This window comes from Streptomyces sp. NPDC024698, assembly GCF_055559015.1.
In genome coordinates, this window is the sequence record NZ_JBVHLK010000003.1 from 39,184 (window position 1) to 52,628 (window position 13,445).

Here is a 13,445-nt window from a genome sequence, read left to right on the forward strand (position 1 = left end):
CACGTGATCCGCCAAGTGCCGTACGGACACCGGAGCTTGTGGCCAGGTGCCGGGGCGGTCTCACTCCACCAGGGCCTGCGTTCCCAGGACGCCGAGGAGGGCGACGCGTTCGGCGTCCTCCGTGCCGGGCTCGGCCGTGTAGACCATGATCCGCAGGTCACCGCCCGCGACGCTGAGCACATCGCAGTCCAGCGTCACGGCGCCGACCTGGGGATGGTCGATGATCTTGCGCGACGCCTCGTGGCGGGCGACGGATCCGGACTCCCACAGCTCCGCGAACCGGATGCTGTTCGCGCACAACTCCTCGATGAGCTGCCCGAGTCGCCGGTCCGTCGGGTACCTGCTCGCGGTCGCGCGCAGGTCGGCGACGAGCGTCGCCTCGAAGGCACGCCGCTCCCGGGGGGTGTGGCGCACCCGGCCGCCGGGGCCGACGAAGTTGCGCCACACCCCGTTGCGCTCGTTGCCCCGCCACCCCGAGGGGTCGCCCAGCAGGGCCGCGTACAGCGGGTTGGCCAGCAGCAGGGTCCAGGCCGCGTCGTACACCGCCACCGGAGTCTCGCCCAGCCGGTCGAGCAGCCGGTGGACACCCGGTGTGATGTGGGCCGGCACCATGCCCCGGCCCGGCGGCACCAGTCCCGCCACCTGGAAGAGGTGCTCGCGTTCGGCTCCGGACAGCCGCAGCGCCCGGCCCAGCGCCTCGACGACCTGCTCCGAGGGATGGGCGGCCCGGCCCTGTTCGAGGCGGGTGACGTAGTCGACCGAGATGCCGGCGAGCAGCGCCAGCTCCTCGCGACGCAGCCCGGCCGCGCGCCGGGTGCCCCCGCCGGGCAGCCCGACGGCTTCCGGCGTGACCCGGTCACGCCAGCGTCGCACCGTCCGCCCGAACTCCGTGTTCGCCATGCCACCCACTGTGCACCCACGCGGCCCGACCCGCCTGGTACCACCGGTCCCAGGAAGACCGGACGCCTGGCTGTGAGCGGCGGACCGCCGGAGGCTGGACGCATGACCACCACACTCATCACCGGAGCGAACAAGGGCCTCGGCTTCGAGACGGCCCGCCGGCTCGTCGCGGCGGGCCACACCGTCCACGTGGGCAGCCGCGACCCGGAGCGCGGCCGGCGCGCCGCGGAGCGGCTCGGGGCGCGACCCCTCGTCATCGACGTCACCGACGACGCGTCGGTCGCCGCCGCGGCGAGGACCGTCGAGGCGGAGGGCGGCCTGGACGTCCTGGTCAACAACGCCGGCGTCGAGGGGCGCGGCGAGGGGAACAGCGTGACCGGCCCGGCCGAGGTGACCGCCGGGATGATGCGCGAGCTGTTCGAGACGAACGTCTTCGGCGTCGTCCGCGTCACCCACGCCTTCCTGCCCCTGCTCCAGCGGTCCGCGGCCCCGGTCGTGGTGAATCTCAGCAGCGGCCTCGCCTCGCTCGCCCGGATCGGCGATCCCGAGAGCCCGACCCACTTCTACCCGGGCCTCGCCTATCCGGCGTCCAAGGCCGGCGTCAACATGATCACCGTGCAGTACGCGAAGGCGTTCCCCGGCATCCGGATCAACGCCGTCGAGCCGGGCTACACCGCCACCGACCTGAACGGGAACACCGGCACGCAGACCGTTCAGGAGGGCGCCGAGATCATCGTACGGATGGCGCTCATCGGGCCGGACGGGCCGACCGGTGGCTTCTTCGACGCGACGGGCCCCGTGCCCTGGTGACCACGGCGTCCGCCGACCTAAGGGAACATGCATTCGATTCCAGGAGTACGCTGGTCTCATGGCCATGCATCTCCAGGGCTCCCTCTTCGACCAGACCGATGAACTCCGCCTGGGCCCCCTCGACGGGCTCCGCCGCACGGGGCTGGGCGACGGGGCCTGGATCGACCTGCTGCCGGGCTGGGTGAGCGGGGCCGACGAGCTCTTCGCCCGTCTCGCCGCCGAGGTCCCGTGGCGGGCCGAACGACGTCAGATGTACGAGCACGTGGTGGACGTGCCCCGGCTGCTCGCGTACTTCCGCGCGGGCGATCCGCTGCCGCACCCGGTCCTCGACGAGGCCAGGGACGCGTTGTCGGCGCACTACGCGGAGGAGCTGGGCGAGGCGTTCACCACGGCCGGGCTCTGCTGCTACCGGGACGGCCGCGACAGCGTGGCCTGGCACGGGGACAGGATCGGCCGGGGCGCCCGCGAGAACACGATGGTCGCCATCGTGTCGGTGGGTGCCCCACGTGATCTCCTGCTGCGGCCGCGCGCCGGCGGGGACACCGTCCGGCGTCCGCTGGGCCACGGCGACCTCATCGTCATGGGCGGCTCCTGCCAGCGCACCTGGGAGCACGCGATCCCCAAGACGGCGCGGGCCTCGGGACCCCGGATCAGCGTCCAGTTCCGCCCGGACGGGGTCAACTGACCCGCGCGACCGCTCCAGCCGGGCCCGGTCGCCTCACTGGGCGAGCTGGGCCTGCACGGCGGGCGCGTACCGGTCGACGATGGCGTCGACGGAGGTGGCGCGCAGATGCGAGCCCCGCGCGATCCCGTACATCACGCCGAGGCCGAGCAGCGTGCTCACGGCGAGTTCGGCGCGCAGGCCCGCGTCCCGCCCGCTCAGCCGCCCGGCGAGACGGTCGCTGACCTGGGCGCGGAAGTTGGCCCGCAGGATCTCGCCCTGCTCCCCCTGGAGCGGGGCGAAGACGATCCTCAGGACGGGATCGGCGCCGCGCTGGGTCTGGCCTTCGAGAAGGTGGCGGACCATGTGCCGGCCGAGCTCCTCCAGCGGCGCGTCCAGCAGGGCGTCCGCGTCGGACTCGAAGGACATCACGCGGGCGAACAGCGCGTCCTTGTTGCCGAAGTACTTCAGGATCAGCGGCGGGCTCACCCCGGCCCGGTCGGCGACCGCCTTGAGCGTGATGTCCGCGTGCGCGTGCCGGGCCAGCAGATACCGGGCCGCCCGCAGGATCGCCGCCTTGCTCGCCTCGGCGTCGCGACGGGGGGTGGGCGCGGCCTCCGGGTCCTGGTGCGGCGGAGCGCCGGCGGCCGGGGACGCCCTGAGACCGGAGTGCGGGGTGGTCACGGTGCTCAAGCTCCTTCGAGGGCCCCGTCGCGGGCCGCGCCGGTGGGGCGGCCGGTGCGCGGGGTCTCGCGGGAGGCGGGGTCGGTGGGAATCGACAGTGCGGCGGCACAGGCCACCAGTGCGACGGTACCCGCCATGACGAAGGCCAGCAGATAGCCGTGCAGGGTCGGCACCGGCGCGCCCGCGACGAGGCTCGTGTGGTGCACGAGCACGGCGGCCACGGCGGCGCTGCACACGGCCTGCCCGATCGTGCGCATCAGGACGTTCACACCGTTGGCCGAGGCGGTCTGCCCGGCGGGCACGGCGCGCAGGATCAGGGTGGGCAGCGCGGAGTAGGCGAAGGTCGTGCCGATCGAGCAGACCGTGGCGCCGAGGATGATCGCCCACAGGTCGCGGCTGTCGGCGATCCGCAGGACGTACCCGGAGGCGATGATCGCCGTGCCGAGGGCCAGGGTGACGCGGGCACCGCGGGCCGCGGATATGCGCGCCGAGACGGGCGAGAGCAGCAGCATCGTCACCCCGCCTGGCAGCAGGCACAGACCGGTGGCGACGATGGACAGGCCGAGTCCGTAGCCGGTGGCCTTGGGCGCCTGCACGAGCTGCGCGGTGACCAGCGAGTTGCCGTAGAAGGCGAAGCCGGTCAACAGCGCGGCGATGTGGGGCAGGGCGACGCGCGGGCGGGCGGCGAGCTTCAGGTCGACGAGGGGGCGTTCGGCGCGCAGCTGCTGGCGCCACCACAGGGCGAGGATCGCCGCGCAGGCGGCGAACAAGGCGAGGATCCGCGGGTTGGTCCAGCCCCAGGTGCCGCCCTGGGACACGGCGAGCAGCAGGCACACGAGCCCGGCGGCCAGCCCCAGCGCGCCCAGGGTGTCGAAGCGGCCGGGCTCGCGTACGGGCGACTCGCGCACCGCCCACCAGGCCAGTGCCGTGCCGAAGACGCCGAGCGCGGTCGTCGCCCAGAACATGACGTGCCAGTTGGCGTACTGCACCACCAGCGCGGCGAGCGGGAGGCCGAGGGCGGCGCCGATGCCCACGGTGGAGCTCATCAGCGCGACGGCGGAACCCGTGCGCTCCGGCGGCAGCTCGTCGCGCAGGATGCTGATCGAGAGCGGGACCACGGCGGCGGCCGCGCCCTGAAGCGCCCGTGCCACGATCAGGACGCCGATCTGGGAGGTGAGCGCGCACATCAGCGAGCCGACCGTCATCATCCCGAGGGCCATGAGCAGCACGCGCCGCTTGCCGTACATGTCTCCGGCGCGGCCCAGGACGGGGGTGAGCACCGCTCCGGCGAGGAGGGTCGCCGTCACCATCCAGGAGACCGCTCCCGCCGAGGCGCCCGTCAGCCGGGGCAGATCGGGCAGCAGCGGGACGACCACCGTCTGCATGACGGCCATGAGGATCCCGCCGAACGCCAGGACAGGGATCGCGAGCCGCTCGCGCAGGGCCGCCATCGGCACTCCAGAAGTAGACGTGAAAAAAGGGTGAATGGCAATTCACCTTATCGGTGAATTGCCATTCACCCCAAGTGGGGTCCACTTCCCGGGCAGCCGCCGGCGCGGCTACCGGCGGGCCCGTGCCTGCACTCCGCGGGCGACCTTGGGGCCGAGCCAGCGCTTGAGGCGGCGCAGCGCCTCCAGCCGGCCGGCGGCGCGGTCGATGCGGTAGTAGAGCTGGGGTGGGACGTACGGAAGCAGCGGCGAGTGGCGCTGCCCGAGCAGGGCGAACATCTGCGCCGGCGGGAGCCCGATGTAGCGGGGTAGGTTCTCGTACCAGCGGGCGCTGTGGCGGGCCGCGCTCTGCACGGACAGGAGCTCGGCCCTGCGTTCCCTTCCGTAGCGGGTCAGGGCGGTGTCGAGGTCCTCGTGCTCGCGCAGGGCCCGCGCGAGCGAGATCGCGTCCTCCAGGGCGAGGGTGGTGCCGGCACCGATGGAGTAGTGCGTGGTGTGGGCGGCGTCCCCGAGCAGGACGAGGTTGCCCCGGTGCCAGGTCCGGTTGGTCAGGGTGCGGAAGGTGAGCCACCGGGCGGCGCCGTCGGACTGCGCCCGGCCGATCAGCCCGTGTCCGTCGAGCAGGCTCGCGAAGAGCTTCTCCAGCAGCGCGAGTCCCTCGGCCTCGCCCGCGCTGTCGAGCCCGAGCCCCCTCCAGGTCTCCGGGGAGCACTCGATGACCAGGGTGCTGTGGTCATCGCCGAACCGGTAGGCGTAGCACCAGATCCAGCCGTGGTCGGTGTCCACGAAGGAGAAGGTGAACGAGTCGAAGACCTTGGTCGTGCCGAGCCAGATGTAGTGGTTGCGGCCGTGCTCGGTCTCGCTGCCGAAGTGGTCGGCGTGACGTTCGCGCAGCGTGCTGTTGACCCCGTCCCCGGCGACGACGAGGTCGGCGTCGGGCAGCCGGTCGGCCGTGATCTCGCTCTCGTAGGCGACGTGGACTCCCAGGGACCGGGCCCGCTCGGCGAGCAGGTCGAGCATCCGGCGGCGGCCGATGCCGAATCCCTCGTCCCCCGGGGCCACGGTCGTGCGGGTGCCGACGTGGGCGACGCCGTCGGTCCAGCTCACCGAGTTCTCGCTGACGGCGAGCGCGGACGCCGGGTCGCCCTCGCGCAGTTTGTCGAGCAGGCCCGACCAGTACGTCACGCCCCAGCCGTAGGTCGATCCGGCCGGGTTCCGCTCGTGGACGGTGATGTCATGGGACGGGTCCTGGATCTTCATCAGGATCGAGAAGTACAGGCTTGCGGGTCCGCCACCGACGCACGCGATCTTCACGCGCACTCCCCTATGTTGCACAATGCGGTCAATTGATCACGAAGGGTAGCAGGGGGCGCCTGGCCCGCAGTTCACGCCAGATCGTGCGCGTGAACCACGCCACGGATCGACGGCCGCGACAGCAAGATCATCGCGATGGGGCCCTCCCGCCGGAAGATCTTCGTCCGCGAGCGCGCGGCGACCACCCCGGACAGCAAGATCATCTTTGTTCAACTCTGCACGACATGTACGGGATTGTCCGGATCACAGCCAACCGACATGCGGCGATTTCTCCGGCTCTTTGATGAACCGATAGGCATATCGGGTCATCAACACAGCTGATCACAGGAGGTCTCCGCATGCCGGAGCTCACTCGTCGCCGCGCCCTCGGGGCCGTCGGCGCGCTCGCCGCGGCCGCAGGTGCCCAGACCCTCACCGCGTCCTCCGCGTCCGCGGCACCCGACGGGCCGGCCGCCGCCCAGCGGTCCATGGACGGACACCACCACGGCGGGCCGGAGTCCTTCGACGAGGTCTTCCAGGGGCGGCACATAGAAGGCCGCCCGATGACCGGCGGCGGCCACCACCACATGGGCGGATACGCCGTGTTCATCGACGGCGCGGAGCTGCACGTGATGAGCAACGCCGACGGCAGCTGGATCAGCGTCGTCAGCCACTACGCCCCGGTGCCCACCCCGCGCGACGCGGCCCGCGCCGCCGTCGTGGAACTCCAGGGCGCGCCGCTCGTGCCCTTCGCCGCCAACTGAACCACCCCGCAAGCAGATCGTGGAGTCCCGCACAATGACCGTACGCAAGAACCAGGCGAACCTGACCGCCGACGAGAAGCGGCGATTCGTCGACGCGCTGCTGAAGCTGAAGCGCAGCGGCACGTACGACACCTTCGTCACGACGCACAACGCGTTCATCCTCGGCGACACGGACAACGGCGAGCGGACGGGCCACCGTTCACCGTCGTTCCTGCCCTGGCACCGCAGATTCCTGCTGGAGTTCGAGCGGGCTCTCCAGTCGGTCGACCCCTCGGTGGCGCTGCCCTACTGGGACTGGAGCAGCGACCGCACCACGCGGGCGTCCCTGTGGGCGCCCGACTTCCTCGGCGGCACCGGACGCAGCCTGGACGGCCGGGTGATGGACGGCCCGTTCGCGGCCTCCTCGGGCAACTGGCCGATCAACGTCCGTGTCGACACCCGCACTTACCTGCGCAGGTCACTGGCAACCGGAGTCCGGGAACTGCCGACCCGCGCCGAGGTGGAGTCCGTGCTCGCGATGACGACGTACGACATGGCGCCCTGGAACAGCGCCTCGGACGGCTTCCGCAATCACCTCGAAGGCTGGCGGGGTGTCAATCTCCACAACCGGGTGCACGTCTGGGTCGGCGGCCAGATGTCCACCGGCGTCTCCCCCAACGATCCGGTGTTCTGGCTCCACCACGCCTTCATAGACCGGCTCTGGGCCCAGTGGCAGCGGCGTCATCCCGATTCCGGCTATCTCCCGCTCGCGGGCACCCCGGACGTCGTCGACCTCGGCGAGACGATGAAGCCGTGGAACGACACCCGCCCGGCCGATCTGCTCGACCACACCAAGTTCTACACGTTCGACACCGTCTGATCCCGGCCGCGCCGGCCGTGATCACCGGGAGGTTCAGGCTCCGCCCTGTGCCTCGGTCCGGCACTCCGGGTGGCCCCAGCCCTGGGCGTTCTTCGCGATGGGCTCGCCCGCGGCGTAGGAACGCCCGCACACACAACGGCCGTTGAACTTGGCCTTGATGGTACGGCTCGACGTGCCCGGCCGGGACGTCCCGGCCGCTGGACGGCGGCGGGCGGCAGCCGAGGCCTTCGGGGTGTCGGGGGAGGCGGGCGGCTCCGGGGAGCCGAGGTCACTGCCGGCGGGCTGCTGCACCACGGCGGCCTGGCTGGCGGCACGGTCGGCGAAGTCGTTCAGCCGGTCGCCGTCGACCTGGTGGGCGGGAACGTAACGGAACTCCACCGTACGGCCGGTGAGGAGTTCGTCGATCCGGGCGACCAGTTCCTGGTTGGCGACGGGCTTGCCCGCGGCCGTCTTCCAGCCCTTGCGCTTCCAGCCCGGCAGCCAGGTCGTGACGGCCTTCATCGCGTACTGGGAGTCCATCCGGATCTCCAGCGGGACCTCGGGCGCGACGGCCGTCAACAGGCGTTCCAGCGCCGTGAGTTCGGCGACGTTGTTGGTCGCCGTGCCCAGCGGTCCTGCCTCCCAGCGGGTGGGGGTCTCGTCCCCGTCGGCGACGACCCAGGCCCATCCGGCGGGTCCCGGGTTTCCCTTCGAAGCCCCGTCACAGGCGGCAACAACGCGTTCAGGCATGGCCCCGATCATGCCACGCCCCGGCGGGGGCCCGCGCACGGGCGCGGGCCCCCGACCCACCTGAGGACGCCGGACGTGCGTCAGGACACGTCGGCCATCCCGGGCATCTCACCCTGCGTCGTCTTCATGTCGATCACGGAGAACGACGCGCCCTGCGGGTCGCTCAGCGCGGCGAACCGGCCGAACGGGCTGTCCATCGGACCGAAGCGCAGAACCGCGCCCCGCGCGGTCGCCCTGGCCACCGCCTCGTCGCAGTTCTCGACGCCGAAGTAGACGTTGACGTACGACGGCACCTCGGGCGGGAACTCGTCCGTCATCCTCATCCGGCCGAGGACCGGGTTCCCGCCGATGTTGAAGACCCGGAAATCGACGGCGTCGTCCTGCACCTGCTGGGCGGTGAAGGGGAAGACGGCCGGGAAGAAGGCGTCGGACTTCTCCGGCTCACGGGTGAACACCTCGGCCCAGGCGTACGCGCCGGGATCGCCGATCGACTCGAAGCCCTCGTGGACTCCCGCCTGCCAGACCCCGAAGACGGCTCCGCCGGGGTCCCGGGCCAGCGCCATGGTGCCGAAGTCGCCCACCTGCATCGGCTCCATCAGCACCTCGCCGCCCTCGCTCCTGATCTTCTCTGCGGTCGCGGCGGCGTCGGGCGAGGCGAAGTACAGACACCAGGCGGACTGGCCCTCCTGGCCCGGCATCGGCGGCACGACGGCGGCCACCGCCTTGCCGCCGGAGTAGGCCTGCGTGTAGTTCCCGTACTCCGAGGACGCCTCGCCGAACGTCCAGCCGAGCACGTCCCCGTAGAAGCTCTTGGCCCCTTCGACATCGCTGAACATCGCGTCCGCCCAGCAGGGCGTTCCTTCAGGCTGTACGGCCATGACCCGACCTTCTCCTGTTCGGTGAACGGTTGCGCTGCTCACGCTAGCCAGCCTTCAGGCGGGCCGCGCGCCGAAGCGGCGGCCCCGCAGGACACTGGAGAGCGGGCCGACCCGGCCGGCCACGGGATGACGCGGACGTGGGAAGTGGTGTCTCCGGGGCCGAACGGGGGCGAGCCTCGGGCGGGCCGCTTCGGCGGGCGGCCGTGCCGGTGAACGACCGCCCGCCCGCCCCAGGACCGAGCGTGCGGACCGGCCGCCCCCGTGCGTGGATGGACCCAGGGTGTGCTGCGGTGGAGGTGCGATGGCGGACCGGGGCGGTGACGGGACGGCGGGCGCGGCGACGCCCGCCACCGGCACGGCTGGTGCGGGGACACCCGACGCCGGCGCACCCGGTGCCGGGACGCGCGGCGCAGGGACCGCCGGTGCAGGCTCCCCCGGTGCCGGGACGTCCCCTCCCGGCACGGCGGATGCGAGGACCTCCGGTGCGCGTACGCCCCTTAGCGGGACCGCGGCTGCCGGGGTTCCGTCCGGCGTCCTGGAGGAGGCCGTCGAGTCCATCGGTACGACCCTGGACGAGCGCACGACCTGCGAGGAGCTCGTGGCGTTCGTGTGCCCGCGCCTCTGCGAGACCGCCGCGGTGGACCTGCTGCCCACGGACGTGACGGCCCGCCGCCGCTCCCCGGACGCGGACTTCACCCGCGCGGCGACGGCGGGCCGCACCCGGCTGCTCCCCCCGCCGGACGGGCCGCGCCCCCTGTCCGTCAGGGCGCTCGACGAGGGCCGGCCGATCGCCGCCTCGATCGACCTGTCCGCCCGGACACCCCGGCAGGTCGCCGCCGTACCGCTGCTCGCGCACGGCCGCCGGTACGGGGTGCTCCTCGCCGTCCGGCAGGGAGCGCCTTTCACTGCCGCGGACCTGGCTCTGGCGGGGCACGCGGCGCGTCTGACCGCCGTGCACCTCGGGCACGCCCGACGGCACGAGACCCTTCGCGGCACGGTCCTGGACCTCCAGCGGGCGCTGCTCGCCGCGCCCGGCCGGCCGCATCCGAACCTGGACCTCGCCACCCGCTATCTGCCCGCGGGCGGCGGTGCCCTGGTGGGCGGGGACTGGTTCGAGACCGTACGGCTGCACTTCGGACGGACCCTGCTGGTCGTCGGCGACGTGATGGGCCACGGCCTCGACGCCGCGGTGGACATGACCGCGTACCGCTCCATGCTGCGCTACGTCGCCTCCACGGACCTTCCGCCCCACCGGGTGCTGCGCCGGCTGGACGCGGCGGTGGCCGAGGACGGCACCCGGCGCCCGGCCACCTGTCTGCTGGTCCGGGTCGATCCGGCGCGCGGCACCGCGGTGATCGCCGGTGCCGGGCACCTGCCCCCCGTGGTGTTCGCCGGTGACGGCACGGGCGAACTGCTGCCCCTGCCGGTGGGTCCGCCGCTGGGCACGGGTGTCGGCGGCTACCAGCAGGTGGTCCGCCGGCTCTCCCCGGACGACACCCTGGTGATGTTCACCGACGGGCTCGTCGAGCGGCGCGACGAGGACATCGACGCCTCGCTCGCGCGGCTGGCCGCCCTGCGACTGCCCCCGGGCGCCGGGGTCGACGACCTGCTGGACGAGGTGCTCGTCAGGCTCGACGCCCGCCACGCCGAGGACGACGTGGCGATCCTGGCGGCCAGGATCCGCCCGCGCGGCGATCCGGCCCAAGGAGCATCCGCGTCGCTCTGAGGCCTCGGCCCCCGTCGTCCGACCGCCGAGGCCGCCCGTCACTCCCCCGCGTGCGCCCGTTCCAGAGCCGCCATGTCCAGTTTCGTCATCTTGTACATCGCCTGGGCCGTACGGGCGGCCTTCTCCGTGTCAGCGTCGCCGAGCAGCTCGATGAGCCCGTCCGGGACGATCTGCCAGGACAGCCCGTACTTGTCCTTCAGCCAGCCGCAGGGACCCGCCTCGCCGCCGTCCTCGACGAACTTGTTCCAGTAGTGGTCCACCTCTTCCTGGCCGTAGCAGTGGATCTGGAACGAGATCGCCTCGTCGAACGTGAACTGCGGGCCGCCGTTGACCGCGACGAACTTCTGGCCGTTGGCGGTGAACTCGACGGCCAGCACGGAACCGGGGGTCCCGGGCCCGGCCTCCGTGTAGCGGCCGACCCGGCCGAGCCGGGAGTTCTTGAACATCGAGACGTAGTAGTGCGCGGCCTCCTCGGCCTGGCCGTCGAACCACAGACAGGTGGCGAATCCATCGGCGGGCATGCGTACCTCCTCGGGCGGAAATCGGCGTCACCTCTGTCGACCGATCCTCGTCCGAAAACTCATCGGCCGCGCGCGCACGGTCCCACCCGTGACACCCCGGACCGGCTCACCGCACCGGGTCGGCGGGCCCCCGGCACCGGGAAAACCGCTGCCGGGCGCCGCGCAGGCGGGGATAGCATCCGCGGACATGATCTTCAGTGACTCCCCCGGTGCGCCCGGCGACCCCGCCGGCATCCATCCGTTCCGCGTCGGCTTCCCGCAGAGCGACCTGGACGATCTGCACCGCCGCCTGGACGCCACCCGCTGGCCCGACGAACTGCCCGGTGTGGGCTGGGCGTACGGAGTACCGAGGGACTACCTCCAGGATCTCGTACATCACTGGCGGCACACCTACGACTGGCGTGCGGCCGAGGAACGCCTCAACGCGTGGCCGCAGTTCACCACCGAGATCGACGGCGCGCGCGTGCACTTCGCCCACATCCGCTCACCGGAACCCGGCGCGACCCCGCTGATCATGACGCACGGCTGGCCCGGGTCGATCGTCGAATTCACCGAGGTCGTCGGGCCGTTGACCGATCCACGGGCGCACGGCGGCGATCCGGCCGACGCCTTCCACCTGGTGCTGCCGAGCATCCCGGGCTTCGGGCTCTCGGGCCCGACACGGGACACCGGCTGGGAGTTCACCCGGGTGGCCGCCGCGTTCGCCGAACTGATGGAGCGCCTCGGGTACCGGCGCTACGGCGCGCAGGGCGGGGACTGGGGCGGGGCCGTCTCGCGCGAGCTCGGCCGGGCGCACCCCGACCGGGTGACCGGCGTCCACCTCAACCTGTTGCCGGGTTCGTCCGCCCTCACCGAGCCGACCGCCGGGGAACTGGCCGCGCTGAGCCCGTACGAGCGCGAGCGCACCCTCGCATCCTGGCGGCGGGGCCAGGAGTGGAACCGCGAGGAGACGGGGTACGCCGCGGTCCAGTCGACCCGGCCGCAGACGCTCGCGTACGCCCTCACGGACTCGCCGGTCGGGCAACTCGCCTGGATCGCCGAGAAGTTCATGATGTGGACGGACTCGCGGGACCGCCCCGAGGACGCCGTCGACCGGGATCTGATGCTGACCGACGTGATGCTGTACTGGCTGACCGGCACGGCCGGTTCGTCCGCGCGGATCTACTACGAGCGTGCCCACGCGGACTACTGGGGCGCACCGCCGGAGCCGTCGACCACGCCGACCGCGCTCGCCGTCTTCCCCGAGGAGAACTTCGTCGCCCTGCGCCATGTCGCGGAGCGCACCGACACCATCGTCCGCTGGACCGAGTTCGACCGCGGCGGGCACTTCTCCGCTATGGAGGAGCCGGATCTGCTCGTGGCCGACATCCGGGCCTTCTTCCGCCAACTGCGCGCGGGCGCCTGACGGCTCTGCCGACAGCGAATCTGCCGCGGGCCGAGAAATCCGGTCCGCCGCCTCCCCCGGACCGAGAGTGGAGTCAGCGGCGACGCCCGCCGCGTCACGACCAGGAGGAACCATGACTCCCCTCATGACCAGCCGGTATCCGGAGCGCGCACCGCGGGCCGAGGAGGGCGACACCCCCGCGACCCGCTACGACGACCATCTGGCCGCGCAACTGCTCGCTCAGCGGATCGTCTTCCTGGGCACCCAGGTCGACGAGGTCTCCGCGAACCGGGTGTGCGCCCAACTGCTGCTGCTGTCCGCCGAGGACCCGCGCTCCGACATCAGCCTGTACATCAACAGTCCGGGCGGTTCGGTGACCGCCGGACTCGCCGTCTACGACACCATGCGGCTGATTCCCAACGACGTCTCCACCCTCGCGATGGGATTCGCCGCGAGCATGGGGCAGTTCCTGCTGAGCGTGGGAGCGCGCGGCAAGCGCTTCGCCCTGCCGAACGCGCGGATCATGATGCATCAGCCGTCCGCGGGCATCGGCGGCACCGCCGCCGACATCGAGATCCAGGCGCGGAACCTGGAGTTCACCAAGCGGGCCATCGAACGCATCACGGCGGAGCACACGGGCCAGAGCGAGGAGACGATCTCCAGGGACGGTGACCGCGACCGCTGGTTCACGGCGGAACAGGCGAAGGAGTACGGCATGGTGGACCGGGTCGTGGAGTCGCTCGCCGACGTCCGCCCGGCCGCGGCTCGGCGACGGACGGGACTCTGAC

General features: G+C 72.2%; 15 protein-coding genes. 7 read left to right on the forward strand and 8 right to left on the reverse strand.

What is annotated here, in order from left to right; translation table 11 throughout:
- Nucleotides 1–60: 60 nt before the first annotated feature.
- Complete coding sequence (locus ACZ4AA_RS07970; RefSeq protein ID WP_467597243.1) at nt 61–900, reverse strand: helix-turn-helix transcriptional regulator; 840 nt, start codon at nt 898–900, stop codon at nt 61–63.
- A 102-nt stretch (nt 901–1,002) separates the two neighbouring features.
- Between ACZ4AA_RS07970 and ACZ4AA_RS07975 the strand changes: the two genes are divergently transcribed.
- Nucleotides 1,003–1,710 carry an SDR family oxidoreductase gene (locus tag ACZ4AA_RS07975; protein WP_467597247.1) on the forward strand — a complete coding sequence of 236 codons (708 nt, stop codon included), beginning with the start codon at nt 1,003–1,005 and terminating at the stop codon, nt 1,708–1,710.
- A gap of 58 nt (nt 1,711–1,768) precedes the next feature.
- Complete coding sequence (locus ACZ4AA_RS07980; protein WP_467597250.1) at nt 1,769–2,395, forward strand: alpha-ketoglutarate-dependent dioxygenase AlkB; 627 nt, start codon at nt 1,769–1,771, stop codon at nt 2,393–2,395.
- 33 nt (nt 2,396–2,428) lie between these two features.
- Here the strand turns inward: ACZ4AA_RS07980 and ACZ4AA_RS07985 are convergent, their stop codons facing one another.
- The 4 genes from ACZ4AA_RS07985 to ACZ4AA_RS08000 form a co-directional block, all read right to left on the reverse strand.
- A complete protein-coding gene (locus ACZ4AA_RS07985; RefSeq protein WP_467598885.1) occupies nt 2,429–2,941 on the reverse strand; it encodes a TetR/AcrR family transcriptional regulator in 513 nt (170 codons plus the stop codon).
- A 119-nt stretch (nt 2,942–3,060) separates the two neighbouring features.
- Nucleotides 3,061–4,506, reverse strand: coding sequence for an MFS transporter (locus ACZ4AA_RS07990; protein WP_467597253.1), 1,446 nt, complete (start codon nt 4,504–4,506; stop codon nt 3,061–3,063).
- 108 nt (nt 4,507–4,614) lie between these two features.
- Complete coding sequence (locus ACZ4AA_RS07995) at nt 4,615–5,817, reverse strand: FAD-dependent monooxygenase (RefSeq protein ID WP_467597257.1); 1,203 nt, start codon at nt 5,815–5,817, stop codon at nt 4,615–4,617.
- Between the two features lie 71 nt (nt 5,818–5,888).
- Entirely contained in the window at nt 5,889–6,020 is a 132-nt protein-coding gene (locus ACZ4AA_RS08000; RefSeq protein WP_467597259.1) for a hypothetical protein, read from the reverse strand.
- Between the two features lie 135 nt (nt 6,021–6,155).
- On the opposite strand from ACZ4AA_RS08000, the gene melC1 reads away from it, so the two are divergent.
- Both melC1 and melC2 read left to right on the forward strand, forming a co-directional pair.
- Nucleotides 6,156–6,560 carry an apotyrosinase chaperone MelC1 gene (gene melC1 / locus ACZ4AA_RS08005; protein ID WP_467597263.1) on the forward strand — a complete coding sequence of 135 codons (405 nt, stop codon included), beginning with the start codon at nt 6,156–6,158 and terminating at the stop codon, nt 6,558–6,560.
- A gap of 34 nt (nt 6,561–6,594) precedes the next feature.
- The gene (gene melC2 / locus ACZ4AA_RS08010; RefSeq protein ID WP_467597266.1) at nt 6,595–7,419 is read left to right on the forward strand and encodes a tyrosinase MelC2; all 825 of its coding nucleotides are present in this window, start codon (nt 6,595–6,597) and stop codon (nt 7,417–7,419) included.
- A gap of 33 nt (nt 7,420–7,452) precedes the next feature.
- Here the strand turns inward: melC2 and ACZ4AA_RS08015 are convergent, their stop codons facing one another.
- Both ACZ4AA_RS08015 and ACZ4AA_RS08020 read right to left on the reverse strand, forming a co-directional pair.
- Nucleotides 7,453–8,160 (reverse strand): ribonuclease H family protein, encoded by a 708-nt coding sequence (locus ACZ4AA_RS08015; RefSeq protein WP_467597269.1) that lies wholly within the window; start codon nt 8,158–8,160, stop codon nt 7,453–7,455.
- Between the two features lie 68 nt (nt 8,161–8,228).
- Complete coding sequence (locus tag ACZ4AA_RS08020) at nt 8,229–9,026, reverse strand: VOC family protein (protein ID WP_467597272.1); 798 nt, start codon at nt 9,024–9,026, stop codon at nt 8,229–8,231.
- Nucleotides 9,027–9,624: 598 nt separating this feature from the next.
- Here ACZ4AA_RS08020 and ACZ4AA_RS08025 point away from each other — a divergent pair.
- Nucleotides 9,625–10,752: a PP2C family protein-serine/threonine phosphatase gene (locus ACZ4AA_RS08025; protein WP_467597276.1), complete on the forward strand. Its 1,128-nt coding sequence runs from the start codon at nt 9,625–9,627 to the stop codon at nt 10,750–10,752.
- 38 nt (nt 10,753–10,790) lie between these two features.
- Here ACZ4AA_RS08025 and ACZ4AA_RS08030 read toward each other — a convergent pair whose 3' ends face one another.
- Nucleotides 10,791–11,273 (reverse strand): VOC family protein, encoded by a 483-nt coding sequence (locus tag ACZ4AA_RS08030; RefSeq protein ID WP_467597279.1) that lies wholly within the window; start codon nt 11,271–11,273, stop codon nt 10,791–10,793.
- A gap of 187 nt (nt 11,274–11,460) precedes the next feature.
- Here ACZ4AA_RS08030 and ACZ4AA_RS08035 point away from each other — a divergent pair, with 187 nt between their 5' ends.
- Together ACZ4AA_RS08035 and ACZ4AA_RS08040 are read left to right on the forward strand one after the other, a co-directional pair.
- Complete coding sequence (locus tag ACZ4AA_RS08035; RefSeq protein WP_467597282.1) at nt 11,461–12,678, forward strand: epoxide hydrolase family protein; 1,218 nt, start codon at nt 11,461–11,463, stop codon at nt 12,676–12,678.
- 112 nt (nt 12,679–12,790) lie between these two features.
- Nucleotides 12,791–13,444 (forward strand): ATP-dependent Clp protease proteolytic subunit, encoded by a 654-nt coding sequence (locus tag ACZ4AA_RS08040; RefSeq protein WP_467597285.1) that lies wholly within the window; start codon nt 12,791–12,793, stop codon nt 13,442–13,444.
- The last annotated feature ends 1 nt before the right edge of the window (nt 13,445 follow it).